This is a genomic window from Bosea sp. RAC05 (assembly GCF_001713455.1).
Classification (GTDB): Bacteria; Pseudomonadota; Alphaproteobacteria; order Rhizobiales; family Beijerinckiaceae; genus Allobosea.
The window spans coordinates 1181374-1206802 of the sequence record NZ_CP016464.1 but is presented as its reverse complement, the minus strand read 5'-3'; the positions used below and the strand labels follow the sequence as shown (position 1 = coordinate 1206802).

General features: G+C 65.1%; 23 protein-coding genes. 6 read left to right on the top strand and 17 right to left on the bottom strand.

The window, feature by feature from the left end:
- Positions 1-7: 7 nt before the first annotated feature.
- From BSY19_RS09100 to BSY19_RS09090, 3 genes are read left to right on the top strand one after another with little or no spacing between them, the layout of a single operon-like run.
- Positions 8-523 carry an HORMA-1 domain-containing protein gene (locus tag BSY19_RS09100; RefSeq protein ID WP_069053889.1) on the top strand — a complete coding sequence of 172 codons (516 nt, stop codon included), beginning with the start codon at positions 8-10 and terminating at the stop codon, positions 521-523.
- The gene (locus tag BSY19_RS09095) at positions 523-1461 is read left to right on the top strand and encodes an AAA family ATPase (protein ID WP_069053888.1); all 939 of its coding nucleotides are present in this window, start codon (positions 523-525) and stop codon (positions 1459-1461) included. The genes BSY19_RS09100 and BSY19_RS09095 overlap by 1 nt, the downstream gene beginning before the upstream one ends.
- Entirely contained in the window at positions 1458-2180 is a 723-nt protein-coding gene (locus BSY19_RS09090; RefSeq protein ID WP_069053887.1) for a DUF6602 domain-containing protein, read from the top strand. The genes BSY19_RS09095 and BSY19_RS09090 overlap by 4 nt, the downstream gene beginning before the upstream one ends.
- A gap of 91 nt (positions 2181-2271) precedes the next feature.
- On the opposite strand, the gene BSY19_RS09085 is transcribed toward BSY19_RS09090, so the two are convergent.
- The 9 genes from BSY19_RS09085 to BSY19_RS09045 form a co-directional block, all read right to left on the bottom strand.
- Positions 2272-3207 carry a hypothetical protein gene (locus tag BSY19_RS09085; RefSeq protein WP_069053886.1) on the bottom strand — a complete coding sequence of 312 codons (936 nt, stop codon included), beginning with the start codon at positions 3205-3207 and terminating at the stop codon, positions 2272-2274.
- Positions 3208-3321: 114 nt separating this feature from the next.
- Entirely contained in the window at positions 3322-4227 is a 906-nt protein-coding gene (locus tag BSY19_RS09080; RefSeq protein ID WP_069053885.1) for a hypothetical protein, read from the bottom strand.
- A gap of 97 nt (positions 4228-4324) precedes the next feature.
- Positions 4325-5182 carry a hypothetical protein gene (locus tag BSY19_RS09075; protein WP_150129550.1) on the bottom strand — a complete coding sequence of 286 codons (858 nt, stop codon included), beginning with the start codon at positions 5180-5182 and terminating at the stop codon, positions 4325-4327.
- A 160-nt stretch (positions 5183-5342) separates the two neighbouring features.
- Entirely contained in the window at positions 5343-6434 is a 1092-nt protein-coding gene (locus tag BSY19_RS09070; RefSeq protein WP_069053883.1) for an AAA family ATPase, read from the bottom strand.
- 1095 nt (positions 6435-7529) lie between these two features.
- A complete protein-coding gene (locus BSY19_RS09065; protein WP_069053882.1) occupies positions 7530-8945 on the bottom strand; it encodes an exonuclease domain-containing protein in 1416 nt (471 codons plus the stop codon).
- A gap of 5 nt (positions 8946-8950) precedes the next feature.
- Complete coding sequence (locus BSY19_RS09060; protein WP_069053881.1) at positions 8951-9385, bottom strand: hypothetical protein; 435 nt, start codon at positions 9383-9385, stop codon at positions 8951-8953.
- A 164-nt stretch (positions 9386-9549) separates the two neighbouring features.
- Positions 9550-12006 carry a MobA/MobL family protein gene (locus BSY19_RS09055; RefSeq protein ID WP_069053880.1) on the bottom strand — a complete coding sequence of 819 codons (2457 nt, stop codon included), beginning with the start codon at positions 12004-12006 and terminating at the stop codon, positions 9550-9552.
- Between the two features lie 351 nt (positions 12007-12357).
- Entirely contained in the window at positions 12358-13533 is a 1176-nt protein-coding gene (locus BSY19_RS09050) for a hypothetical protein (protein ID WP_069053879.1), read from the bottom strand.
- A gap of 962 nt (positions 13534-14495) precedes the next feature.
- Positions 14496-14924, bottom strand: a complete 429-nt coding sequence (locus tag BSY19_RS09045) for an FtsK/SpoIIIE domain-containing protein (RefSeq protein WP_150129549.1) — start codon at positions 14922-14924, stop codon at positions 14496-14498.
- A gap of 373 nt (positions 14925-15297) precedes the next feature.
- Here BSY19_RS09045 and BSY19_RS27490 point away from each other — a divergent pair, with 373 nt between their 5' ends.
- The gene (locus BSY19_RS27490) at positions 15298-16032 is read left to right on the top strand and encodes a hypothetical protein (protein ID WP_150129548.1); all 735 of its coding nucleotides are present in this window, start codon (positions 15298-15300) and stop codon (positions 16030-16032) included.
- A gap of 264 nt (positions 16033-16296) precedes the next feature.
- Here the strand turns inward: BSY19_RS27490 and BSY19_RS09040 are convergent, their stop codons facing one another.
- Positions 16297-17007, bottom strand: a complete 711-nt coding sequence (locus BSY19_RS09040; RefSeq protein WP_069053877.1) for an NnrU family protein — start codon at positions 17005-17007, stop codon at positions 16297-16299.
- Positions 17008-17153: 146 nt separating this feature from the next.
- On the opposite strand from BSY19_RS09040, the gene BSY19_RS09035 reads away from it, so the two are divergent.
- A complete protein-coding gene (locus BSY19_RS09035; protein ID WP_069053876.1) occupies positions 17154-17381 on the top strand; it encodes a DUF1858 domain-containing protein in 228 nt (75 codons plus the stop codon).
- A 4-nt stretch (positions 17382-17385) separates the two neighbouring features.
- Here BSY19_RS09035 and BSY19_RS09030 read toward each other — a convergent pair whose 3' ends face one another.
- On the bottom strand, positions 17386-18084 hold the full coding sequence (locus BSY19_RS09030; RefSeq protein WP_069053875.1) for a Crp/Fnr family transcriptional regulator: 699 nt from the start codon (positions 18082-18084) through the stop codon (positions 17386-17388).
- Between the two features lie 321 nt (positions 18085-18405).
- On the opposite strand from BSY19_RS09030, the gene BSY19_RS09025 reads away from it, so the two are divergent.
- Complete coding sequence (locus BSY19_RS09025) at positions 18406-19584, top strand: NnrS family protein (protein ID WP_069053874.1); 1179 nt, start codon at positions 18406-18408, stop codon at positions 19582-19584.
- Positions 19585-19836: 252 nt separating this feature from the next.
- Here BSY19_RS09025 and BSY19_RS09020 read toward each other — a convergent pair whose 3' ends face one another.
- The 6 genes from BSY19_RS09020 to BSY19_RS08995 form a co-directional block, all read right to left on the bottom strand.
- Complete coding sequence (locus BSY19_RS09020) at positions 19837-20631, bottom strand: nucleoside phosphorylase (protein ID WP_069053873.1); 795 nt, start codon at positions 20629-20631, stop codon at positions 19837-19839.
- Positions 20628-21272 (bottom strand): class I SAM-dependent methyltransferase, encoded by a 645-nt coding sequence (locus BSY19_RS09015; RefSeq protein ID WP_069053872.1) that lies wholly within the window; start codon positions 21270-21272, stop codon positions 20628-20630. Before BSY19_RS09015 ends, BSY19_RS09020 begins: the two co-directional genes overlap by 4 nt.
- Before the next feature lie 211 nt (positions 21273-21483).
- Entirely contained in the window at positions 21484-22212 is a 729-nt protein-coding gene (locus BSY19_RS09010; protein WP_069053871.1) for an ABC transporter ATP-binding protein, read from the bottom strand.
- 1 nt (position 22213) lies between these two features.
- On the bottom strand, positions 22214-23350 hold the full coding sequence (locus BSY19_RS09005; protein ID WP_069053870.1) for an ABC transporter permease: 1137 nt from the start codon (positions 23348-23350) through the stop codon (positions 22214-22216).
- On the bottom strand, positions 23347-24516 hold the full coding sequence (locus BSY19_RS09000; protein ID WP_069053869.1) for an efflux RND transporter periplasmic adaptor subunit: 1170 nt from the start codon (positions 24514-24516) through the stop codon (positions 23347-23349). Before BSY19_RS09000 ends, BSY19_RS09005 begins: the two co-directional genes overlap by 4 nt.
- 129 nt (positions 24517-24645) lie before the next feature.
- A complete protein-coding gene (locus BSY19_RS08995) occupies positions 24646-25305 on the bottom strand; it encodes a DUF2478 domain-containing protein (RefSeq protein WP_083247499.1) in 660 nt (219 codons plus the stop codon).
- Between the last annotated feature and the right edge of the window lie 124 nt (positions 25306-25429).

The window sequence follows — 25429 nt, the reverse complement described above, 5'->3', positions numbered from 1 at the left end:
GGACGACATGACAGGCAGCTTCACGATCACCGAGAGCCAAACCTTCACGATCACGCACGCGCGACATATGGCGGCGAAGGTCGCCACCGACTTGCGCCGCCTCCGGAGCTTCTACGGCAAGCCGTCCGACAAGGAGATCGCCGAGTGGCAGGATGAGGTCACCGAACTCCTCAAGGCTGGCTACCTTGGGACGCTGACGATCGGCTTCCGTCGCAACGGCCAGTGGATCGAGCCGACGCTGCGCTACACGGCACGCGACTTGGCAGGCGCCAGCGCCAACGACGACGACCCTGGCGGGATTCCGCCGCGCGCCAACGTCGAGGGCGCCTCGATTCACAACTACCTGACCTACACCGCCGCTTGGGATGCCCTGAGCTCTGCGGAGCAAGTCGCGTTCAAGCAGAGGATGCCGTTCCAGCGCACGGGCGCTCCAGAGCCCACTGTCAACGGCCGCCTCGTTTCCGACCGGACCTATTCGGCCGGGGGGCAAGCCCTTGGCCGCGCGATCGTGAGGAACTCCTGATGAGCACGACCCCAGATCTTGCAGGCCTGTTCGAAGGCGCCTCGACCTATCCAGACGTCGACGCCCGCGCGCGACTCAACAATCTCGTTGGGCTCGACACCCACAAGTCGCGTCTCAGCAAGATGCTCGCGGTCCTCGTCAACCCCGATGGCCTCAGCGCTTGGGTCGAAAAACACCATCCTGCGGCCGAGGCCCTCGTCAAGAACGTGATCCGGCGGCCGCCTCTGATCGTCCTCGCGGGCGACGTGGGCTCGGGGAAGACCGAATTGGCAGAGACCATCGGCGACGATGTGGCGCGGAGGGAAAGCATCCGGATCACCTTGCTGCCTCTCAGCCTCTCGGCCCGTGGCCAAGGTCGCGTCGGCGAGATGACCCAGCTGATCTCCGCCGCGTTCGAGCACACGGTCAGCGAAGCGAGAAAGCTGAAGTCATCGGGCACGAAGGCGCGAGGCGCCGTCATCCTGCTGGTCGACGAAGCGGACGCGCTGGCTCAGTCCCGCGAGGCCGCTCAGATGCACCACGAGGACCGCGCCGGCGTCAACGCGTTCATCAGGGGCATCGACCGCCTAGGCAACGGCGCACTGCCTGCGGCCGTCATCATGTGCACGAACAGGGTCGACTCGCTCGATCCAGCGGTGCGCCGCCGCGCGGCAGAGATCATCACGTTCGATCGGCCCAACGACGCTCAGCGCCGCGCAGTCATCACCACGACCCTGCAGGGCACAGGCGTGACCGCCTCGCAGATCGAAGGCCTCGTCGCCGCCACTGGGCCAGCAAGGCCACGCGACTACGGCTTCACCTTCTCCGACCTCACCCAGCGCCTGATCCCGTCGATCGTGCTCGACGCGTATCCCGACACCAGCATCAATCCGGCCAGGGCGCTTGCCATCGCGCAAGCCATGGCTCCCACCGCGCCATTTCAGGACAAGAGCCGATGACCACTTGGAATCTGTCGACCCTCCTGGCGAACCTCCACACCGACATCCAGGGGCAACTGAACATCTCGCGCGGGTCGTTCGGCCATACCGGCACGAAGGGCGACGCCAGCGAGAAGGTCTGGCTGGAGCTCCTTCAGAAGTACCTACCCAAGCGATATCAGGCCGAAACGGCGCACGTCGTCGACAGCGAGGGGAACTTCAGCGATCAAATCGACATCGTGGTCTTCGATCGGCAGTACTCACCGTTCATCTTCGACTTCAAGGACCAGAAGGTCATCCCAGCGGAAAGCGTCTACGCGGTCTTCGAGGCAAAGCAGACGGTCGATGCCAGCCTGATCGCCTATGCGCAGGACAAGGTCGCCAGCGTCCGAAACCTGCACCGCACGTCACTGCCGATACCGCATGCCGGCGGCACCTTTCCCGCCAAGGCGCTCTTCCCGATCCTCGGCGGAATCCTGGCGTTCGAAAGTGAATGGTCACCCGCGCTCGGGCCGTCACTGGAGCGCGCGCTCTCCGACACGACCAATCCAGGTCGGCTGGACCTCGGCTGCGTCGCGGCACACGGTCACTTCAGCCGCACCAGCGGCGACGTCTACGAGTTCGTTAACGAGGGAAAGCCCGCAACGGCATTCCTCTTCAAGCTGATCGAGAAGCTACAGTTCAATGGCACCGTGCCTATGATCGATATCGGGGCATATGCCCGCTGGCTTACACAGTGATGAATGCACCGGCCAACCTGCAGCAGTCCAACGAAACCCTTGCCAAAGGTAGAGCCGTCCACACATGGCGCATCCCGGTACAGCCCGGCGCCTACACGTTCCCTACCCACTCGCCCAGCCGTCCATCGGCGAACAGCCTCGGCTCAACCAGGCTGACCTGCGATGTGAACGTGGTCCCGTGCCGAATGGCCGCCTGCATGTGCAGCGGATCGGCCGTCGTCGCCCGCCCGTTCACCAGCGCTTGCATGGCGAGTTTGGCGTCCCGGTCGCGGGTGCCCCGCCGCGCTGGCCAGACCGCGATCTGCCCGCACGACAGGTACGCGGCGATCAGAGCGCCTTCAGCAGCCAGCCGGGTCTGGTGAGCCATCGGGCCAAGCCGCATCGCGTCCTTGAGAAGGCGGTCGGCGGCGCTGAAGTAGTCCCGGGCCTTCTCGAGCGCCGACTGCATATCGAGGCCTTCACCTGCGAAGGCGGCTAGGACCTCGAACTGCTCGCGCGTGTAGATCTGACGGGTCGCCAGACGATCGATTTCGGCGGCGAGATCGAAGCCCTCCGGAGGCCAAGGGTAGAGCGCGCTTTCCCGAAGGGACATCTCGGTGCGCGGGGGCACCGTCGCCTGTCCAGGATTGAAGGCTGCCAGCGCAATCCGTCCTCGGACGAAGTCGCCGCTGCCCTGCCAGTTGGCCAGCCATTCCCGGGTTGGCTGCAGGGAGACCTTCGCGTCGACGTCGTCGATCGACGACGCCGGGAAGATCGAGACGATCATAGCATGCGCGCCGGCGATCGTGAGCAGCGCGATCCGCGCAAGCGAGTCGACGTCGGCTTGGCTGGCGCTCCAGCCATAGGCGTCGCGGTGCGCTTCCGCCCTCACCGCCGCATCGCACAGGTCCGGCTTCGATTCCCGCAGCGCGATCAGATCGGCGATCGTGGGATCGTCGTGGAGGCGGGTGAGGATCGCCCCGATGGGGTCAGCCTGCCGGCGGTCGCGATCCGGCTGCGCGGCGAGATGCTCGAGATTCAAGTTCATGTCTGTTTTCCTGCTCCACGGGGGTGACGACCGGCTGGCCGCACCTCATCGCTCGCCAAACGAAAAGGGCGCCCCGACAGGACGCCCTCTTGCTTTCCTCAGGTGCCCGGAGGCTCAGACCAGCGGATGCGCCGCCAGCATCTCGCGCAGGGAGACCGACATCTTCTTGGCCAGCGACAGGGTCGCCGCGAGCTGCGGCGTCGGGTGTGGGACGACCAGCGCGGCGAGGTCGTCCCATCGGTCGAGATCGACATGGGCCGGCGACATTGCAATCCTCAGGAGCGCGATGCGAGCCTGTAGCCTCGCGCCCTCCAGCGCCATGGTGATCTGCTGGTGCTCCTCATGGCCAAGGTCGGACGAGACGAGGTTTTCCGCCCAGCGATCGGCCTCCCGGGCGTGAAGCTCGACCGTGCGGTAGAGCGCGTCGAAGTCCGGGGCCTGTTCGACGAACGCCCGCAGCGAAGCGGCATCCTCGATGCGATGCACGGTCGCGGTGCTGCGGGATGCCTCGATCTCGCGGTAGCTGGCCACGGCGTGGGCCAGCGCGTTCGTCGCCACCGCACCGGCCGTCTTCGTGGACAGCGGCTCGATCCCGAAGGCCGTGCGGGCCAGCGGCTCGAGGGTAGGATCATCGAGTTCGTGCACAGCGCGGATCAGGGCGAAGCCGTGCTCGCGGCGCGCATGGTGGTCGGCGGCGGTGCGCGCCGGCAGCAGAGCCAGGGCCAGCGTGGCGTCCTCTGAGAGCATGGCGAAGGCCTGGGGCGTCGAGACGTGCTCGCGCACCAGGAACGGCGCCGAAGCTTCCGCCAGCCGAATGAACCGCTCAAGCTCCTGCGACCGCTGAGCGCACCGGGCGGCGATGGCGACGAGCGAGGGGGTGTTGCCGATGAAGGCGGCGTAGTCGCCGTCGCTGGGACGATCGAGCTGCATCGCGGCGAGCTCGGAGATGACGGGACGGACCGTCGTATCGAAGAGAACATGGTGGAGAGAGAGCAGGTCGGAATGGGTGCTGGCGGTCATGGGTCTATCATTCGTTTGGGATGAGGGAGGTTGCCCTGAAGGGCGTCTCGATGAAGCCGCCAGGCCGTCTTGAAGACGGCCTGGCGGTGCTAGGCGATCAGGCGGAAGCGTGACGACGGTCGGAGGGCGCGCCATCACGGCGCCCGGCATGCTGGCTGGCGCTGGACCAGAGCGGATTGGCCGGGGAAGCGGTGCCGAGCACGAGCTGGTAGATGATGGTCTCGATGACCGTCAGGAGCCGATCCGCGTCCTCGCCGATCGGGCGGAAGATGTAGATCTCTTCAGCGGGCGAGATCCTGGCGGGCTTGCCGAACCGGAGGGCGGTGAAGCGCTGCTGCTCGCGGGGATTCAGACCGACCAAGGCGCAGTGCGCAATGCCGTCGCTCGTCTCGAGCCAGGCATTCAGGCTGGCGTTCGCCATTGCCTGGTGGAGGCGCTTCTCGAATTCACCGCTGCTGACCCCAGCAGGCAAGATCACGTCGACGCTGCGTGCTTCCAGAGTCACCGGTGCCCCGCGCAGCGGCTCGCGGGTCGGCAGGATCTGCTGGAATGTCCACCTGTCGAAGCCAGGATCGAAGACGCCGCCGGTCGCGAGCTTGCGATGGGAGCCGTACCGGTCGCGGTTGAGCGCGTCCGTGCGGCGACGGATATCGGCGCATTCGGTGCTCGCGACCTTGTAGAGCGGCAGGTTGAGGTCACGCGCGGCACCGAGCAGGCCAATGGCGTTCTCAGGCGAGGTGATCTGGCCGCATGCGGCGACATAGGCGCGCACGAGGATGCCGGGTTCATAGCGCTCGGTGAAGCGCGGATCCCGGAAGGCATCGGCACGCAGCGGCGTCAGGGCCGTGCCGCCGATCCGCGGCCACTGCGTCTTGAAGTAGCGCATTACGGCGGCGGCGGAGTGGGCAGGCTGGAGCGGTCGGCCGTTTGCAGGCGGGAGGGTCTTCTTCGTCATCGTCTTCGTATCTTTTCGGCTTGTGTTGTCGGGCGGGCTTATCGGGGGTTCTGATTCCGATGCCTCATCTCTCAGGCTCGTCTGGATCCAAGCGGCCACGCCGCCCCGGCCGGGACGAGCCGCTCACGATCGGCGTCAGCCGGTCGGGACCTCACCTTCATCACAGAGCCCTATCCGGGCCCTCTTCGCGATGCGCCGCCAGGAAGCCGATGGGCCGCGCCTGCGGCGATGCCCTCACGAGCTCTTCGGCCGCCACGATGTCGGCGATGGTCAGCGCCGCGCGCCCGCCCGCCGCCGCGTAGCCGAATGCAAGCCGCAGCAGCTTGCCGAGCCGGCGCGGGTTATGACGCGCCGCGCGCGTCAGAACGTCGTCGGACGGGACGTTTACGCCACCGTGGAGCTCGCCGACGAGCCTTTCAGCGATCAACCGCGTCACCGCGAGAAGGGCATCGCCCCGCTGTGGGGCGACGAAGAACGTCAAGAGACGGTCGAGGATGAAGTCGGGCAGCGCCGCGACCTCGTTTGCGGTCGCGATAAAGATCGCGCCCGACAGGTCGAACTCCACGCGTACGAATTCATCCAAAAGAACCCGACTGCTCTCCGGCTCGAGAGCGGCAAGAAGCGTGTTGTAGGGCTTCTCGGAACTGTGCGTGACGAGCTTGTCGGCCTCGTCGAGCAGAATGACGGGCTGAGCGCTCATCCCATTCGCCAGTGCTTCCGTCAGCTGCCCCATGCGAGCTGCCTTCCACGACGTCGGGTGGCCGACGACCAGCGCCTGGGCGTCGCTATTGGTTGAGCAGCTGATCGCGTGAATTTCGGTGCCGAGAGCGCTTGCAATCTGACGGCTTGCATGGGTTTTTCCTGTCCCCGGCGGACCGTGCAGCATCAGCGGAGGCACGGCGATCGGCGTGCCCGTGCGCATCGATAGGACCGCCGAGCGGATGATCAGGTCGACTACGGGCTCGAATCCGGGGCACCGCGTCCTCACCAGGCCCAGGGCGGTGACGTGCTCTTGGGCTGCGATTAGGAGCGGACGCTGCCCGGCGCTGGCGTCATGGTACAGCGCGAGGAGGCGGTCATAGCGGCTCTGGTCCGCCTCGTTGAACGCCGTCGGGGAGCCGTGGAATTCCTCGAGATGTCCATAGTAAGGCCGGCCGAGGAGCATCTCCATTTCGCGGAGTACCGCGTCGCGGTCATAGACCGCTCTCGTCGGCGGCAGCGGAACGTCGCCAGGCGTTTCGTCCTGGGTCATGGGCGTACCCGAGCCTGTCTTCTTCCCTCCCCTTGTCTTAGGGGCAGCGGCGGCCGGCTCGGAGGAGGCGGGGCGACGACGCGCAGTCTTCATGGGTTGATCCGATTATTCGAGGCCGCGGAGCGGACCTCGTCCCGCGGGGTGGCCTTGATGACCTCCACAAGCCCGGCTCGAACGGAAACAGGCGACGCCTCGCGGGCGCCGCCTGATCCAGATTGACGTTCTGAACTTCAAGCTCCGACCAGAACGGTGTTCTGATTTGTGAGCGGCCTTGGCGGCTTGATAAGCTGCCTCAACCTGTGCCTTGGCCAGAACGCTGTTCGCCGGGCTAGAACACCGTTCTGATTGCCGAAATCTGCGTAGAACAACGTTTTTGGAGAGCCTGATCGATTTTCCAGAACACCGTTCTGACTCGACGACCCGGCCCGGACGACGTTGAACCCGCGCGTTGTAGGGGCGATCCGCGGGCTCGGTCAGCGACTTGGCGCTTTGCCAGGTCAGAACGCTGTTCGACCGGCGAGAACGATGTTCTGATCGCCTAATCGGGTCAGAACATCGTTCTGAGATTTGCCTGAGCGACCATTTACAGAACAACGTTCTGACTCGAAGCCCAGTTCGAAGACGCTGACAGGATGGTGGGTAGCCCAGGTCCAGAGATTACCAATCCGACGGCACGGCCGACTGAGTCCGATCCGGACCAGAGGGCCGTGTTAGGGCCGTGGGAAGGCCCTGTTGGCAGACTGCCAACCGGACAGGACGGCCCTCTAAGCGCGCTCTGGACCCAAATCCCGTCGTGGCGCCGTGGGAAGCCGGTGTTGACCGATCGCAAACAGGACAGGAAGGCCCTCTAAGCGCGCTCTGGACCAGAGGGCCGTGTTGAGGCCGTAGGAAGGCCATGTTGTCGGATTCTCTTCGTGTCTGCCTGAGATCCCGGGGGTGTGATCCCCTTCGTCTCATTGACCGGTCTTTTCCTCGTGCATGGCCCTCGTCGTCCGCTCGCCACGAAAAAGGACGCGGACCTCACGGCCAGCGCCCTTCCCTCGATAGGTACGCCGCTCGTTTGGCCGGCCGGAAGCCGGCATCGATCTCGCCACCCTAGCCCGATGATGGTTGGGCCGGGCGGACCATCTCAGCAAGGCGGCCCTCCAGCCATCGACAGATCACGTCGATCCGGGCAAGGCGCTCCGGGTCGACTGTTTCGCGCCGCAACTCGGCGCAACGGGCGATTGCGGCCGGCAGGGTAAGCCACGGCACCGGATCGGTCGTCGTCAGCCGGTTTTGCAGCCACTCGCGCCCCTCTCGCCACTGCTCCGGTGTCATCGTCTCCGGCGCATGCTCGAACACGAGCCGTCGCGAGAAGGCCCGGAGGCGATCGTCCTGAAAGTGCCGTTCGCCAAAGGCGTATCGAGCGGACCAGTCCAGTTCGTGCCACCGGGCGGCACGTCCAACGTCTTCCTTGGAGGGGAAGCCATCGTAGAGCCTCTGCTCCGGGTATGGGCTAGGCTGGCGATCGGCAAAGCGGTTGGCCAGGGCGGCGGTCAGGTTGCGCCAAAACCCATCGTCGGCGTGGATCTGGCGGAGGCGGTTGTTGTAGACCGCCTCGTCCTCTGGTCGGCAGGTCGCCGCCATGCTGACCTCGGGCGTCCACGGCAGGAGCATGGGCTGCGAATTTGCTTTCACCGTCCGGATTGGCCGCTCGCCCTTGGCGCCCATCAGACCAATCAGGTCGGGTGCCGATAAGCCCAGATAGGTGGAAGGATCGATCGACAGATCCGCCACCGCCCAGCTCGCCCCATTGTTTGGGGCCGGCATGAGAGCGGTCACCGGAACGATCCTGCCGAAATCGGCGTGCCCGACAATGCCGCCCGCCGAGAGCCGCCGGATGGCCCCGGACTTGTGCGCGTTCTCCATCATGCTCGCGATGAGGTCGGGAGCGCGCTCGCGCATCAGCCTGAACAGCGCGATAGTCGCGCGCACGTCGTTGAGGGCGTCATGCTGGTCGTGCTCGGCGAGCCCGATGCCGTTGAACCTGCAGACATCGCCGAGGCGATAGACCGGCTTGCCGTCCACCTTTGGGATAGAGATCACCGATGGCCGGATTTGTGCCAGCGTCCTCAGCATCGGCAGGACGTCCGCGCGGCGGAAGCCTTTGCCAGACGTTAGGTAGGGAGGGAGGAGCGTCTGATGGAAGAAATTTCGAAGGAGCTCCTCGTCATACCTCAGGGAATTGAAGCCCACGACGGTAGCCGGCGCCCATGACGCCAGCAGTCGCGCGATGGATGTTGCCAGTTCGAGATGGCTGAGCCGGGGCGCTTCGAGTTGTTCCGGCGTGAGCGACGTGACCAGCATCGCGTCGGGCGCGGGCACGATGTGCTGGGGCACCCGGCCAAAGAGTACTACCTCGTCCTGGACGACGAGATCATCGTCCGTCAGGATCAAAGCGGCCTGGGTGGGCAGATTGACGGCCGTGTCGAGTCCGGTCGACTCAAAATCTATAAAAATCAATGACATAGATGTCAATGCCCCCGGCCACGGGGATGCGCCAAAGGCAGGAATCCGACGCCCAGGCGCTCGGCATCGGCCTTGATTGCCGCCCCGATCATGTGGACGGCATTCGAGGCCGTCGTCTCGCTTTCGAGAACGGACATGGCCTCATGGAGGTGAATGCGAAGCGCCAGGACCTCACGAAGGCCAGTAGGCATTTCTGACAGCAGCAGCGCCATGCGGCGCGCGGCAATGAGGGCGCCCTGGCTCAGTTGATGCCCTGTCAGACGGTGCTCGGGATAGGACCGGTCCGGGTCTCGGCCAATGAGCAGGGAATGAGCGAGGTAGGTTTCCGCCCGCAAGAACAGCTCGTCGGCGGTCATCGCTCCGGACCAGGCCCGGGCATAGAGCCGGAGGTCCGCATCCTGCGGCGCGTCGTCGCCGCTACCAAAACTCTCATTCTTCATATCAACGTCCACGGAGCGCGGGGCCAGAGGACCCGCTCCGGCAGGCCTTTTTCTCTGGGGTGACCCATTTCCGGGCCTCCGCGGAAGACTCGCTGAATCTGAAGGGGCCGATCGGGCCAAATCTCCTACGAGGTACCTCGCTCGCGGGACGTTTTGGTGGTCGTCTACCGCTCGCGGCCACGTCCGATCATAATCACGCGCCGCCTCTCCTTCTTGCGTTCCCTATCCTTGCGCTTGGCCTTCGCCGGCTCGTTGGTAGCCTCGTCCGAGGGCGGTGGGTTTGGCGGGACGTGCTTAGCCTCGTCCGCCGGCGCAGTCGATCTCAACGGCGTAGCGAGCGGCGTAATCGGCTCGAGCGGGGTCAGGTCGTAAGGGAAGGGCTGTACCTCGCCGGGCGCCGCGCCGGGCATCCTGGCGCGCTGCTTGAACACCGGCGGCGCGTCCTCGATCGGCCCTTGCGCCCCCGTTGGGCGGGTGGGGCCGTCGGAGAAGGCGCCGGGCTGGGGCACTTGGCGTCCGTTCTGGTACGACATGATCAGCTCCTCGGCCTTGGCCGGGTGCTGCTTGACGGCCTCGATCAGCTTCGCCGCGAGCTCGAGCGGCGTGCGTCCGGGGACGTCGTTGTCGGCGTTCTCCAGGATGAAGTTGGTGTAGCGCTTGTTGACGCCCCACATGTACTTCTGGAAGCCCGTCTTGAAGACGTCGTCGACGATGTCGTCGTAGGAGGCCCACATGGGGTGTTCCTTGGGCTTGGGCATCGCCGGCGCCTCGGTGGTGCGCGCCGCCGCGTTGACGGCGATTCCGCCCGTCCGGATCGCCGTCTGCGGGGCCGTCGGCGTCAGGTCCGGCTTGGCGCCCAGCGCGGCGGCGCGCCAGTCGCGCATCGCCTGGCGCACGCGCGCCATCCTCGAGGCGCCGGCGCGCTCGTTGCGGGCCTTGAGGATCTCCACCTCCGACTTGGCGACGCCGTGCAGGAGCGCAGCGAGCGCGGTCTTCGGCACGACCGCCATCTCCTTCTTGAGCCGGGCGACCTCCTTCTTGTTGCCCTTGGCGCGGGCATCGAGCAGGCTGCGCGCGAGCCTGGCCCGCAACAGGGCGATGACCTCAGGCTTGGTTGCCTCGACGACGCGCTCGACCGAGCGGATCTCCTGCGCGGCCTCGATCGAGCGCTCGACGTGCAACGCCCGCGTGCGGGCGTAGTCGAGCGCCTTGCTCTTGACGTAGGTCTTCACCCCGTGCGCCCCGCGCCGCAGTATCGGCTTCTTCTTGAGGAAGGACCCCTCCTTCTCCAGTTGGCGCAGCTGCCTGTGGCCCGTCCTGACGGCGGCGCGGATCCTCGAGACCTCGGCGTACTCGGGCGCGCGCTCCTGGGCGAGGCGCCGGACCTCGGCCTCGATGTCGCGCTTGGTGCGGCCCTCGTCGAGGATGACGCGCTTGGAGTCCTTGGCCTTGTCGGCGACGATCCGCGAGATCGAGCGCATGGCCTCGACCTCGATGCCCATCGCCTTGTAGCTGCGCGGGTCGTAGCGCACGGGGTTGCCGGCCTCGGCCATGACGGCGTTGACGATCTCGGCGAGGCGCTTGCGCTCGTTGGGGATGAACTTCTTCGATCGGGTCTCGGGATCGACCGTTTGGCGGTGGAAGTACCGCGTGCGCGTGACCCTGAACTCGTCTTTGATCTTCGTGACGGCCGCGAAGTCCCAGACCTTCGCCTTCGGCTTGTCCGTGCCGTCGTCGAGGCCGTCGAACGCGAAGTCGACCTTCTCGGCCGGCCTCGCCATGTAGATGATGTGGGCGTGGTAGTTGCGCGGGTCGTTCTTGTCGGTCGGCGCGTGCAGGGCGCCGTGGTAGCGCAGTCCGCGCTCCTCGAGGCCCTTGACGTACTCCTTGACGATCTTCACGCGCTGCGCCGGCGTGGACTCGACCGGCAGCTCGAGGATGACGCGGCTCTGGAGCCGCGCGTTGCCGCGCTCGGGATGGTCCTCGACGAGCTGCCAGAAGGCGCGGCGCTCCTCCTTGGTGTCGCCGATGTTGCCGAAGGTGAAGGCGAGCGGCTGGGGCGCCTGGCCCGCTTGCGCCGCCTTGGCGGCCTCGACCTTCTCGGCGTCCTCGATGTAGCCCTGCATTCGCTCGGCCGGATCGCGGCCGAAGGCCTCTTCGTAGATCTCGCGCGACGAGAGCGACAGGTCGACGCCCTCCTCCAGCATGGCCTGCTCGACGGCGGACTCGCGGTCGATGTAGCTCATGTGGGCGGCCGTCGTGCCGGGCCTGTAGGTCTTGGACGCGCCGCTTGCGTTGACGGTCGTGTGCGAGAAGTGGAAGGGCCTCCCGCCGGTGTCGGGGGCCGTCATCTTGATGGACGGGCGCGGACCGGAGTTGTTGGCGTGGAAGTTCAGCGCGCCCTTGAGGGCGTTGGTCAGGGCCTTCTCGATCCCGCCCATGCGGGCGTTGGCGTTCCGCGAGAAGGGGTTGCGGCCTGCGCTCTTCCACTTGCGCTTGGCTTGTTTGGCGGCCTGGTCGGCGGACTTCTTGAGCAGGCGCTCGACCTGCTTCTGGTTGCCGGCGTTGAGGACCGACTTGCCCTCAGCGGGCTCTATTCCCCTGTCCGCTGCTTTGGCCAAACCGCATCCATCCTGCAACGGGCGCAACTCGGCCCTTTTTTGGAGTATGGATGCGATCGGTGAACCGTCAATTGCCACTGCCGTCGCTCAAAACTGGGTTCATGGTATGGATTGCCGCTGGAGTTGGGCTTACTCTCGTTTTTTGATGCCTTGCGTCGACAAGATTGCCTCGACCACGGGTGCGAGGCCGGCCGAGGCGGCGGTAGCGATGAGGCATAGCAGCTCACTAGCGGTGATCTGCGCGTCGGGATGGCTGACTGCGACGTCGCGGCCCTTGCCGGTCGGCCCCATTGTGGCGACCGGGCCAGCGATCGCCCGAGGAGGCCCTTCTGCCGCCTCCGAGGGAGTGATTCATGGGACGGGCGCGATTGAGTGCCCTGCCATGTAGACGGGTTTCCCGTCGCCGTCGATGTGGGAGACGACGCGCGCCAGGTTGATCCGGACCGGAGGGAGCCAGTGGTAGGGCGAGACCGGGCGGCCGTTCTCGTCGTGGGTTCTATGGACGTAGCCATGGGCGTCGATGACGTAGCCGACGCGCGCCTGCTCCATGGCGATCGCGTTCGACTTCTGGATGGGATCGCTGCAGAGGTCCGACAGCGCGCGCTCGAAGTAGGCCCTGAAGATCGCGGCCACGCGCGTCCTCACGGCCTTCGGTGCCCCGCGCGCCTCCAGCAGGCCAAGCAGTGCGCCGGCCTGTGGCGCGTTCAGGAGGTGGTCTGGCGCGGCGCCCCGCTTGCGGCCCGCCCCCCATTTCGACGTGATCCAGACCTTTCCGTGCTTCTCGAAGAGGGGGAGGTTGGACCTGACGATGTCTCCGACGATCAGGGCCTCCTCTGGCCCCGCCAGCTTGCCGATGTCCGAAGCGGTCATGCACGGCGTCGTCCCGACCACGTGCAGCGTGACGCCGTCGTCGGTCGTCGCGGCGCGCGGGACGTCGATGTTTTGGATCTTCTGCTTGTCCTTGACCGAGAAGGACCACGCCCAGGCGTTCACCTCGGGCACGGGTGCCAGTCCCTTCGACAGGTCGAAGGGCAGGGCCGGTCCTGTTGGGCCGGCGAGTGCCACGTGGCCATTCTGGTCGCGGTCGGAGGCGATCGATAGATCGTCTCGGTAGACGAGGCGTCCTTCACGCAGCGCCGTCACCAGTTTGACGATCGTCTTGCGGAACGCGACGCCCTTGGGCGTCCGGGACTGCATCGCCAGAATCATCATCTGGTCGGCGTTGAGCCAGTGGGCCTTCGTCGGCATTCTGACGCCGTTCCCGCCGATCGCGAACGCATCAAGTACTACTTGAAGTGTTCCGTACGCCTCGAGCTCAGCCCGATTTTCCTCGATCGTCAGGGAGATCATGTTCTCCTGGCGCCCGATCTTTCGGGCGTACGACCGGTCGAGGAAATGCTCGACGCCGTCGATCTTGGTCGCGATCATGCCGAGGCGTTCGAAGGTCTCATGGCCTTCGATGATGATGGTCGGCTGCGCATTCTTGGCCGACCTCTTCGTCGGCAGGTTCGTCTTGGCCTTGGTCACGACGCAACTCCTATGGGCCCGAATCAGACCATTTCACGGGCTGATCCTGCCCGTTTCCGGAGAACATCGCCAGAACGAGAGGGATGGCGTGGTTACCGGGAACGGTCGAGGATGGCGGTTTCCGACCGCCTCCGAGACGCTCTTCGAACGACCCGCAGCCGCCCGAGAGGGCGGCGCGATCCATGTCAATGGAGCGCGCGGGACGAGGCCGACCAGGCCGGATTCGAAGAGCCAACGCAGGCCGCCGAGAGGCGTGCCGGAGCCCGTCGGGAGACCCCTCGGAGAGCACGGAGTCGAGCGGAAGCGAGGCTCAGCGAAGATGCCTGCTGGACCCGAGAGGGGGCTGCAGCAACTTTGCGGTATCGTGCCCTCCTTCTCCCTCTTTCTGGGCCTGTAGCGTTGTAGCACTTCCCCTTGTCAGGCCCATTTAGTTAACCCATTGAAATGCATGTCGTAATGCCTCTGCGCAGCCTAATTCGAATGGGTGAGAGGAACCTGCCCACGGCTCGTCGTAGAGCCGCCTTTGGCCGTCGTAGGCCCGTATGGCGAAGCCTAAGAAGCGCCCTTTTTCGAGAATCTTCGCATGTCCGACATGCCTTTTGAAGAATCACCGAGAAAACGCGCAAATCCCGGTAATTTTAGTGGCTCAGGCCATTAACGAGCATGTCTCGAGCGAAAGATTCCCTACAATCATACCGATTCCCGAGAATCCGCTCGATTCCGGGGAATCTGGGCGATTCTCGGGAATCTCGTCCCGGCGGGGGAATCTTTCAGCGCGGCGTTCCGCGTCGCTTTAGAACCGGCTGTGACGTCCGGCTGCCGTCGCGCAGGAGCTCCGTAGCGCCGTGACCTCCGGGTGGTGCGCGTCGGCCTCAGGGTGTCGTGGATAGAGATCCAGCAGCAGGATGGTATCGTCGCGCGACCAGTGCCCGTTGCGTTCCGTGGCGGGCGCCAACGTCCCGTCAGCCTTCGGCCACGATGGCGGCGACGACGCCCTCAATGAAGGCCTCGCTGGCGAATGGCGCCTGCGAGTACACAAGAGCGCTTTCGCCCTCCAGGCGCGCGAGCAAGTGCCCTCGACCCAGCAGTCTCTCGGCGCCCTTCTCGCCGAGCGAGATCTCGGACGTGCCTTCTGAATCGACTTTGAGGATGAGCCGGTTGCCAAGCTGGGACCTCAGCTGGACCGGCACGACGTTGGCGTCGGGCCGCTGCGCCGCGAACAGCAGGTATATGCCGGCTGCCCGCGCCTTCACACCGAGCCGTCCGACCGTTGAGGTGACGGCGGACTTATACTCATCCGTAAGCATCCACTCCGCAAACTCGTCGTGGATTACCCAGTAGGTGGGAAGCCTCTCGGCGGCGGTTGCCGCTTTCGAGTTGTATGCTGCCAGGTTTGCGACGCGCGCAACCTCTCGCGATCATCGAGAGCGCGCTCCTGAACGTGAGAACGTATCAGGAATATCGGAGCGACGGAGGAGTCAAGGTTGGATCTGTGACGGGGAGTGGCAAAGGGCTTCCCAAGGCGCTGCGCGGCGTCGAAACAGGGCTTCAATGACAAGGATTGGGTGCCCGTGACATCGGCAGCAGGCCAGACCCGCAAGCTCGCTCCCAAGCCAACCTCGGCGTCGTCAATCTCAAGTGGCTCTACGGTTTATCCATGTGGATAAGCAGCGCACGCAAGGCCGTCATGATCAGTGTCATGCGCCGAATCGAGCCCAAGCGCCTAAATGGTTGCGCCGCTCGCACAACCTTTAGGAGGAGCGGTTGGCCCACGGATTTTTCGAAGTTTCTTTCCCTCGTGACCTTAGCAAGCCCGATGATTTCGCGTTCAAATGGCATGGTCATTCAGTGGAGCGAGGCCGCGGCGGTGCTTATGGCTTGCGAGCTGCGACCGCTGCCTGGCATTCGATGTCCGCTGCGGCTGGAATGCTGAACGCCCCCGTACCGAAATTTATTTCGGCAAAGCATCGGGTAATTCGGCCAGGAAACTCGATGCTAGGTTCCTACTGGCTGATTGATTTAGACCAATTTTCTCCCGATTGGCATAATAACCTCACATCTGGATGCCCCTCATCAGATAATTCTAGATTTTATGATTTTTTGTTGCGTAATCTTGACTGTTCATGCGACAATCTAATTCCCGCTACGATGGAAACACAATGGAATGTTATTGTATCTGACGATTTTGAAGGAAAAAATTTAATAAAACTAAATCATAACATATACACGCATACTTATATTCGCTGTACGTATCGGAATAATTTTATTAAAAATGCCATGTCCGCACTGATGATAGAGGAGTTTTTTGGTAGAATGAACTTAGAGGTTAGATGCATTCGGTCGTATTCATTTTCTGACACTACTCATTCTGCGACTTTGAAAGCAGCAATGCTGGGCCGCCGCAGGCAGGTAGGCTCGCAGCTGGCGATGCACTTTCGATCCCGAGGAAATGAGAAGTATGCTGGACTGCTGGAACGGGCGGCAGCCAGGTCCGCATGATTTCGGTTCTGGTCAGCGTTGGATTTTGGGAGAGTTCCATTGGACTATCGATCGATGGTAGTCATTGCGATTACGGCTCCCGCCCATCGGTGATTCCTCCAGCCGCGCCGTGTATCGCGGCGACCGAGTCTTGCGGTGAGCTAGGACTTCTTCTGCGAGACAAACTCTTTTCAAAGGCAAGACAGTCTGACAGAGCTGGATTGGTCCACTGCGCCTTCCTGGAATGCAGCTGAAGCCCAGCCTTCGCGAACTGGTGATTTATACTCAGTATCGCCCACCTATTAAATGGAACGCTTCCAAACCATGACGCAGGCTCGGGCCGATGAGCCAAGCATGGCCGTAGAGGATGAACCAGACGTAGATGGCGGCAGACGCGGCCGCGGCGACGGCCAGAACGCGGCCGGCACCGGGTACGGTCGGGCCGGTCAGCATGGCGGCGAAGGGCAGGACCGAGGTCTTGCCTGCGGCCTCTGACCAGCGCTCCGGCCCCATTCTGAGCCTCGCCTTGGCGTCGAGCCGGTGGAAGCCCATGGCGGCGAGCGCCGCCATCGCACCGAAGAGCAGGACCGGGATCAGCCGGCCATTCGGCGGCAGATGCGCGAGAGCCCACAGCAACAGCCCCCACAGCACCGGATGGCGCGTGACGGCTGCGATAGCGGGAATGTCGGCGCCGCTCCGCAGGCTCAGTGAGAGCGGATTGGGCTGAATAAGTCCAGCGATGATGAGGAAGAGCGCGAAGGGCATCACGACGAAGGGCGTCAGGTAATGCCAGCGTCCGGTATCCCACAGGATGACGTCGTCAGCTTGGCGCGCCGCCACAACGACCCAGGCCAGCAGAACGAGCGAGAGGATGGAATAGGTCGTGAGGTAGCCGCTGCGGCCCATCTTCGCGACGAGTCGACCGCGGATCGCCGGGGCGGCCGGCAAGAGATGGAACAGCAGGAAGGCCGAGAGCGCGGTCAGAAACGAAGGCATGGCAACCCGCCCCTTGTGGCGTCGGCCACGCGCTGCCGGCGACCTGGACGGGCTCACCCTAGGCGATCCGGACGACAGGTCCTTGTCCCGGCGCAAAGACGCGCCTCGCCCAAGGCCTTAGTTGGAAGCGAGGAGGCTTTCTCCCCATGGCGACCATCCAGCCCCACTGTCCGGTCGACGACGTCATGCGGACGTGGCCCGAGACGATCCGCATCTTCCTCGAGCACGGCTTTCTCTGCGTGGGATGTCCGGTCGGCGCTTTCCATTCGGTCGAGGACGCCTGCCGGGAGCACAGCCACGACCTGGCGTCGTTCATGACATGCCTCGAAAAGGCGGCGGTCGGACAAGCGGATGCCGATCGAGAGATGAGATGAGCGACTACGCCTTGGGGGTTTCGGCAATGGCGAAGAGCCCGTGCGGATCGCGCACCACGATGCGCTGGCGTCCACCTTCGACAAGACCCCGGGCTTCCCAGGCGCTCAGGATCCTGCTGACCGTGTGCAACGTCGTGCCGGTCATCTGTGCGACGTCCTCTCGCGTGATCGGGAATGCCACTTCGATGCCGTCATCGACCTTTCGGCCCGCCTGCTTGAGAAGCCGCAAGAGGGCGTGCGCCACGCGGCGTTCGACCTCTTCGGTGGCCAACTCGACCACCCGGACATGGGCCTCGTCCAATCGCGTGCCAACTATGTGCAACGCGCTCTCCGCCAGGGCAGGGTAGCGGGCGACGAGGGTCGGCCAGGCCGAGGACGGCCAGACGAGCGCGAGGCTGTCCATTATCGCTTGGGCCGTGGCCGGATAGCTCCGACGTCCCATCTGGACGGCGATGCCGAACATCTCCCCTGGCACGACATAGCGGATAACGACCTGCTGGCCGGCAGGGGTGAGCTTCACGACCTGGAGATGGCCGTGCAACAGCACGAAGAAGCTGTCCGCCGCTCCCCCCTGCTCGAACACCGTGCTGCCTTTTGGATACCGCAGCGACCTCGCATGCGCGAGCACGAGGTCGATCTCCTCGCCCGTCAGCGCCGCGAAGGCGGGGACCGCGTCGAGGATGGACCGATCAAGCGCGTTCATGGATGCCTTTCGCCGGCAGGCCGCTTAAAGGCCTCGCCGTTACGCGGTGCTAACGCAATCCCGCCGAACCCGCCATCGGGAAGCCGTGCGCTCCCTGTTTGCGATCCGACAAACAGCCCCCTCCCAGAGGGAGCTATGACGAGTCTGCGACCCCGAGGGCCGCGACAGGGAGGCTCGCGTGATCCGGTTCGATATCGCCGCAGGCTGCCGCCGTTTCGTGGACAATCTCTCGGGGGAATTGGGTCAAGCAGCCGCTGGCGAGGCGCGCAGCACCCGTGTCGGAGGCGGACGAGCGGATCGACGCCCTGTTGAGGATTTCCCATGGCTCCGATAGCCCGGCTGCGCGACGCGAGCGGACACCCCTTCTGGTCTTATGGCTTTCGCCCATTCTTCCTGCTCGGCTCGCTGTTTGCGACCGCAGCCATGCTCGTCTGGCTCCCTGCATATTATGGCGAGATCACGATCCCGACGGCGATGGCGCCGCGGGACTGGCATGCCCATGAGATGATCTTCGGCTTCCTGCCGGCTGTGGTGACCGGGTTCCTACTGACCGCCATCCCCAACTGGACCGGCCGATTGCCGCTGCAGGGGAGGCCCCTCATCGGCCTCGTGCTCGTCTGGCTCGCCGGGCGTTTGGCGATCTCAACTTCGGCGGCGACCTCCCTGACATTTGCGGCGGTCGTCGACCTCGCCTTCCTGGCGCTGGTCGCTGCCGTGACAATCCGTGAGGTGGTCGCCGGCAAGAACTGGCGCAATCTGAGGATCATCGCCGTCGCCGGGCTGCTGCTGGCGGGGAATGTCGTCTTTCACGCTGAGGTTCTTCACAGCGGCGCCGCGGACATCGGGAGCCGCCTCGGAATCGCCGCCACGATCTTCCTGATCGCCCTCGTCGGCGGGCGCGTGGTCCCGAGCTTCACACGTAACTGGCTGGCCCGGGAGAATCCGGGGCGCCTGCCCTCGCCTTTCGACAGGTTTGACATCGCGACCCTCGTCGTCAGCGCATGCGCCCTGCTGCTGTGGACGGCCATCCCGGAAGGTGCCGCCACGGGCCTGCTCCTGACCCTGGCCGGAGGCCTTCAGACAGTCCGGCTGCTCCGCTGGGCAGGTTACAGGACATGGCGTGACCGTCTCGTGCTGGTTCTGCACATCGCCTACGCTTTCATCCCACTGGGCTTCTTCCTCGCGGCCGCCGCCGCTTTCGGCTGGCTCGCGGCTTCGACCGGCAACCACGCCTGGGCCGCCGGCGCGGCTGGTCTCATGGTCCTCGCCATCATGTCGCGTGCGAGCCTCGGGCATACGGGTCGGCCCCTGGTCGCTTCGCGTTGGGTCCAGTCCGTCTACGGGATGCTGATCGGAGCTGCGATCCTGCGCATATGCGCAGCTCTCGACCCCAGCCTCACGGCTCTTCTTCCGCTGGCGTGGCTCGGCTGGATTGGGGCCTTCGCCCTGTTCGCAGCCTCGTATTGGCGCGTCCTGACTGGACCTCGGCAGCAGGCGTAGACGAGTGTCCCAACCTCAGACGCGCGAGTTGGCCCCATGCCAGTGTCAACGGTGCATTCAGCCAGCACGGCCAGCAAAATCGCACCTCGACTTCACGGGATAGGGCGGCAAAGCAGTTCATGGTCTGCGAAATTGACCTTGAACAACGGCAGCTCCACGAGTCGCAGCTCAGATCTCAACGGATTTGGAAATGACCGCTTTGGACGCACCGAAGTGACCGACAGGGCGCTGGGCCAGTGGCCTAACGATGTGTCATTCCAGACGACGCGCGGCCGCGAGGATAACGGCCAGCGCATCAATGGTGCCGTCTGCCTCGCCCTTCTCGAAATCGCCCTCCTGGCCCATCTGGTTGGTGACGTGGGCGAAGCAGACGACGCGCTTGCCGCACGCCTGCGCGAAGGCATAGAGCGCGGCGGCTTCCATCTCGACGGCGAGCAGGCCGCGTGCGGTCATGGCGGCAATGGCGCGCTCCGTCTCCCGGAAAGGCGCGTCGGTCGTCCAAGTCGCGCCGCGCAGCACCGGCTCGCGCAATTCATCGAAGGCGCCCTCCAGCGCCGCTATTACACCGGTGTCGGCCTGGGCGAAGTCCGATGGCGAAAGGTAGTGGTAGCTCGTGCCCTCGTCGCGCAGGGCCTGTTCGATCAGGATGAAATAAGGAGGCTGCCGCACCGGCTGCAGTTGCCCGGACGAGGTCATGCTGATCAGGAGCCTGCAGCCGGCGGCGAAGAGCTGTTCCGCCACCAGCACGGCATAGGAGGCGCCAACGACGCAGCCGACGATTCCAAAATCGACGTCGCCTTCGACGAAGCGATCGAGCTCGCTGTGATAGCAGGCCCAGTCTCGATCAGCCGTTGCGCGTCCGTCCCGGCGCAAGCGTCGGACGAGATCGCCGTCGGGGTCGAGCACGCAGATCGCCGGAACGTCGCTCGCGGCCAGCCCTTTCTGGCGACGCGCTTCGCGCAGCAGGTTTCCCGGCTGGAAGGCGGATTCTTCGGCGTAGTGCTTGTTGGCCAGAATGGGCGCCGAGCGGTCGCGGGGTTCGGTCATGGTTCCGCTGCCGCCGACGTCGGCGTCTTTCTGAACAGACACCAGATGAAGTTCTGATGGTTCCCGGTTGGCGTCACATGAGTCTGCACCTGCTGATCGATCAGGTGATAAGCCGGTCCAAGCTCCGCCTGAAGCATGTCCGCCGAGTAGCGCCTGACGGGGAGCCCGCTGCATCGTTCGGGGCCGCTGAGTGCGAAGGGCGCGAGGATGACGTAGCCGCCGACGCTGACGCCTCGATCAAGCGCGCGAACATAGGCCACCCGGTCGGCCTCCTCGACGAGGAAGTGGAACACGGCGCGATCATGCCAGATCGAGAAGGCGTCCTTCGGAGGCTGCCAGGCGGTGACGTCCTGCGCGATCCAACTCACAAGCGCGGCGCGCTCGCCCAGGCGTTTACGTGCGACGGCGAGGCCGGCGTCGGCGATGTCGAGCACGGTCACGGCCGAATGGCCGCGATCCAGCAACCGGTCGATCAGCACCGAGGCGCCGCCACCTATGTCGACGATGGGGTCGTCCGTGCTCAGACCGGTCTGCGCGATCATGTCGAGTGACGGCGTCGGGTCGTCTTGGAACCAACTGACCGTGTCGGCCGGCTTGGTCGTGTAGACGTCGTCCCAGTGGCTTCGTCGTGGGCTGGTCATCGCCGGCTCCCTGTCTTGCGGAGACCATAGGGTGGCCCGCCGGATTAATCGATCCGGCTGGCCGCTTCGTGAGACGCCGTCAGCCGCGCGGGCGATCCACGCACAGAGCCCGAGGGCGTTGATAGAACCGATCGGCCGCGCGGCAATGCTGGCGCTCACTATGCGCGACCACCCGATATCGCATCCATTAGGAGCGGTGCGAGCGACGTCATCACGCTCGCGATGAAACCACCTCGACGATCCGGCCATCGCGCAGATGGACCATGCGGTCGAGGCGCGAGAAGATTTTCTCGTCATGCGTCACGACGATGACCGCAGCGTTACGCTCGATCGCGACCTGCTTCATCAGATCGATGACGATGGCCGCCCTTTCTGAGTCGAGCGCTGCGGTCGGCTCATCAGCGAGGATGATGCGGGGCTCGTTGGCGAGCGCGCGTGCGATGGCCACGCGCTGGGCTTCGCCGCCCGACAGCTTGGAGGGAAGCGCATCGGCGCGGTGGTCGACCTGCAGATAGCCGAGCAGTTCCATGGCGCGCGCCTTGGCCCGCTCGGGGCTCTCGCCCATCAGGGTGCGAACGATCGCCACGTTCTCCCAGGCCGAGAGGAACGGCAGCAGGTTGTGGAACTGGAAGATGAAACCGATCGTCTCCAGCCTCAGCCGCCTGAGATCGCCGATCAGCCATTTGCCGTCGAAGATCGCGCGACCATCGAGACGGATGGCGCCGGAATCGGGCTCCGTGATGCAGCCGATGCAGTTGAGCAGCGTGCTCTTGCCGGACCCGGAGGGGCCTATCAGGCCCACCACCTCGCCGGTCCCGATCGTCAGATCGATGTCGATCAGTGCTGGCACCTTCGTCGCCCCAGTGCCGAAGGTCTTCGAGAGGCGGGCGATTTCGACGACAGGTCTCGGCGCGACGGCGGGTGTTGGCGCGGTGGTCATATCAGCCTCCGAGCGCCGAGGCTGGATCGATCTTCAGCGCCGAGCGCACCCCGAAGATGCTGGCGATGAGACAAACCATGATGATGATGCCGAGCAGGATCGCCGTGTCGGAGGTCTCCAGCACCACGCGTCGCGGGAAGTAGTCCTTGGCCAGGCGGATCAGGGTCGCGCCGATGGCGAAGCCCACCAGCCCCATCGCCAGCGCCTGCTGCAGGATCAGCGAGACGATGACGCGATCGGGCGCACCGATGAGCTTGAGCGTCGCGATCGCCTTCTTCTTGTCCATGGTCATCGTGTAGACGATCAGTCCGATCACCACCGTCGAGACGATCAGCAGGATCACTGCGAACAGGCCGAGTTGCCGCCTTGCGCGCTCGATCACCGAGCGCGTCAGAATCTCCTCCTGCTGGGCGGCCGTCATCGCGGTCAGATGTTTCCAGCGGGCGATCGAGCCGATGACGCCGTCCGACGAGGCATCGGGGCGCATGCGCACGATGATGGCGCTGACCAGGTCGCTCGAACCACCGGCCGGCGCGTCGCGGGCCGTCTCCCGCCTGACCGCCGAGGGATCGAACTGCCACTGGACGATCTGGGCGTCGCGCAGGGTCATCATCAGCACCGGATCGCCTCCCGAACTGGTGGCGTTCGCGGTCAGGCCGACGACGGTGAAATCGTCGCGGCCGATGCGGATGCGTTCGCCGAGTGCGAGGCCGGTCTTGCGATCGGCCACCACTTCGGAGCGCGACTTCAGGATGGCGCGGCCTTCCTCGATTGCGACCTCGCTGCCGGGCCGCCCGATCTGGGCGCCGACGATGAAGACGCGCAGGTTCGTGCCGCGATAGGGAAACTCGACGGTCTGGTAGACGACCGCGCCAGCCGCCGCCACGCCGGCATGGACGGCGATGGCATCGCGCGTGTCGCGCGGCAGGCGCGAACTCTCGGCGAAAGGGCCCCGCTTGCCCGCTTCGACGACCCAGGCATCGGCCCCGGCACTCCGGACCAGGCCGAGCGCCTCGGCAACCAGCCCGCGATAGATGCCGACCATGCCCATGACGACGCCCAGCAACAGGCTGAGGCCGACGCAGGTGAGGATGAACCGTCCAAGACCATGCTGGACATCGCGCCAGGCGAGGTTCATCGGGGGCTCTCGGTGGCCACCGCCCTGCGCCCGACCGTGAATCCGTCCGCCGGCACAGAGACCACCGCGCGCGCGCCGGTGGGAAGGCCCCCGGCGATCAGCACGCGGCCGTCGAGCAGCCGGTCTCCGAGAGCGACGAGACGCCGATGGAGCTTGCCATCCTCGACCGTCCAGATCATGCCCGCACGACCATCGAAGCCGCTTACGGCACGTAAGGGAACGAACAGACCCTCCGGGACGACCCGCTTGATGATCTCGATCTCGGCCTGCTCGCCGAGATAGCGGCCCTGATGTTCCGGCTCGCAGGTCAGGCAGCGCACATAGACCCGGCGCTCCTCGGTGACGCGGTCGTTCTCCTGGTCGATCCGGACGATCTGCGCCTCGACGACGGTGTTCATCTCGGAGCGCAGCCGGACCAGCGCCTTTTGCCCGATCGCGAGTCCGCCGGATACGGCCTCGTCGATGAAGGCACGGACCCAGACCGAATGGGGTTCGATGATCGTGAAGACGACCTCCCCGACACCGGCGACAGCGCCGGCCTCCTTCAGGCGGGACAGAATGCGCGCGCGATAAGGCGCGACGAGCCGGTGCTGGTCGAGCAGCACCTGTTCGATCGTCAGCGCCGCGGCGACGTCATCACGGGCCGCTTCGGCCACGCGGACCTCCGCCTTGGCGACGGCGAGATCGGCCTGGGCGAGCGTCTCGTTGGTCTGGGCTTCGTCGGCCTGCTCGCGCGAGACGCTGCCGCGATCGACGAGCGACTGGCGGCGCTGGTTCACCAGCACCCGCTGCTGAAGATTGGCCTCCGACCGCTGCAGCAGTGCCTGCGCCTTGGCGAGAGCCGCCTGCGCCTGGAGCTTCGCCACCTCCGCCTTGGCGACACGGGCGCGCTGGGAACTGTCCTCGAGAGTCGCCAGCACCGTGCCCGCCGGAACGATCTCGCCCTGGTCGGCCGAGAGCTGCACGATCCTGCCCCCGACCTGGAAGCCGATCCGGGACAGCACCTGCGCTTCGACGCTGCCCAGTCCGAAGACCCGGATTTCGACATCACGCTCGACCCGCGCGACGTCGACGGTGACGGGGCTCAACGTGCGGACATAGAGAATGCCGGCCATCGCCATCGCGACGAGGATCAGAACGGCCGGCAGCGCGATGCGCTTGGACATGGACAGATCCGATCTCGGAAGGGCGCGACGATCCGCAAGGCCTCGTTCAGCCAGCATCCATCACTGCAGCCTCACCTGCATTGCGCAGCGTCAATGACCGGACAGACAGAAGCACTTTGGTCTCGATTGTCAGTGACGCGTCGAGATCGCCAGAAGCGGCTGGATCGCAGGCTCCCGCGTCTCGTCAGAGCGTAGGTCAAGGCCTAGCGCGTCGGACAAGCTGGCCCCATCGACCGTGAGTTGATCCAAGTCGATCTCTCGCGCCATCGTGCCGCAGAAGAGGCGCCAACTCTCGATGTTGCGCCAGGGTACAGCGATCAGAAGCGGCAGGCCGGCCTCGATCGCCTCGGCGATCAGGGGGCGGAACCCCGCGCCCTCCGCTTCGGTCTTGCCGAACTTGTTCAGGATGACAACGTCCGGCCCCGTGTCTAGCGCCGCCCGCACGATCTGCATCGCACCCAGCAGTTGACCGACGTCCAAAGCGCAGCCGCGAGCCAGCGGGCCGCGATCCTGCGAAATCCCGATCAGCTCGCCGCTCGCGAGCTCCTCCAGGATCATATCGCAGCGCGATCGTCCCGGGCGCGCCGTGTTGTGCTGGACCAGTCCGGCAAGCCTGAAGCCTCGCTCCATCAGCGTCATGGCGACTTCGCGCAGGGCGCGGTCCGCCGCATCGCTGTCGGTATAGATCAGGGCGGTGATGGTGATGACATCTGACATCGGGGTCGCTCTTGTCTCTGGTTCAGCCATGACCGGGAGGGTGGAGACCGGTCGCCCTGCAGCAGGGCGCATCCGCGTGCTCGACCGCGGCGAGGTTTGCGAAGGCGTCGAAGGCCTGGCGCCTCAGCGCGCTCACGGCCTCGACGGGATGAAGGACGCGATGGTCGATCGACGGCAGCGCATCGCGTTGCTCGAT

Bases quoted from the DNA above. Each gene is read 5' to 3' on its own strand.
- BSY19_RS09100 (WP_069053889.1), top strand. From the start codon at position 8: ATGACAGGCAGCTTCACGATCACCGAGAGCCAAACCTTCACGATCACG.
- BSY19_RS09095 (WP_069053888.1), top strand. From the start codon at position 523: ATGAGCACGACCCCAGATCTTGCAGGCCTGTTCGAAGGCGCCTCGACC.
- BSY19_RS09090 (WP_069053887.1), top strand. From the start codon at position 1,458: ATGACCACTTGGAATCTGTCGACCCTCCTGGCGAACCTCCACACCGAC.
- BSY19_RS09085 (WP_069053886.1), bottom strand. From the start codon at position 3,207: ATGAACTTGAATCTCGAGCATCTCGCCGCGCAGCCGGATCGCGACCGC.
- BSY19_RS09080 (WP_069053885.1), bottom strand. From the start codon at position 4,227: ATGACCGCCAGCACCCATTCCGACCTGCTCTCTCTCCACCATGTTCTC.
- BSY19_RS09075 (WP_150129550.1), bottom strand. From the start codon at position 5,182: ATGACGAAGAAGACCCTCCCGCCTGCAAACGGCCGACCGCTCCAGCCT.
- BSY19_RS09070 (WP_069053883.1), bottom strand. From the start codon at position 6,434: ATGACCCAGGACGAAACGCCTGGCGACGTTCCGCTGCCGCCGACGAGA.
- BSY19_RS09065 (WP_069053882.1), bottom strand. From the start codon at position 8,945: ATGTCATTGATTTTTATAGATTTTGAGTCGACCGGACTCGACACGGCC.
- BSY19_RS09060 (WP_069053881.1), bottom strand. From the start codon at position 9,385: ATGAAGAATGAGAGTTTTGGTAGCGGCGACGACGCGCCGCAGGATGCG.
- BSY19_RS09040 (WP_069053877.1), bottom strand. From the start codon at position 17,007: ATGCCTTCGTTTCTGACCGCGCTCTCGGCCTTCCTGCTGTTCCATCTC.
- BSY19_RS09035 (WP_069053876.1), top strand. From the start codon at position 17,154: ATGGCGACCATCCAGCCCCACTGTCCGGTCGACGACGTCATGCGGACG.
- BSY19_RS09030 (WP_069053875.1), bottom strand. From the start codon at position 18,084: ATGAACGCGCTTGATCGGTCCATCCTCGACGCGGTCCCCGCCTTCGCG.
- BSY19_RS09025 (WP_069053874.1), top strand. From the start codon at position 18,406: ATGGCTCCGATAGCCCGGCTGCGCGACGCGAGCGGACACCCCTTCTGG.
- BSY19_RS09020 (WP_069053873.1), bottom strand. From the start codon at position 20,631: ATGACCGAACCCCGCGACCGCTCGGCGCCCATTCTGGCCAACAAGCAC.
- BSY19_RS09015 (WP_069053872.1), bottom strand. From the start codon at position 21,272: ATGACCAGCCCACGACGAAGCCACTGGGACGACGTCTACACGACCAAG.
- BSY19_RS09010 (WP_069053871.1), bottom strand. From the start codon at position 22,212: ATGACCACCGCGCCAACACCCGCCGTCGCGCCGAGACCTGTCGTCGAA.
- BSY19_RS09005 (WP_069053870.1), bottom strand. From the start codon at position 23,350: ATGAACCTCGCCTGGCGCGATGTCCAGCATGGTCTTGGACGGTTCATC.
- BSY19_RS09000 (WP_069053869.1), bottom strand. From the start codon at position 24,516: ATGTCCAAGCGCATCGCGCTGCCGGCCGTTCTGATCCTCGTCGCGATG.
- BSY19_RS08995 (WP_083247499.1), bottom strand. From the start codon at position 25,305: ATGCGCCCTGCTGCAGGGCGACCGGTCTCCACCCTCCCGGTCATGGCT.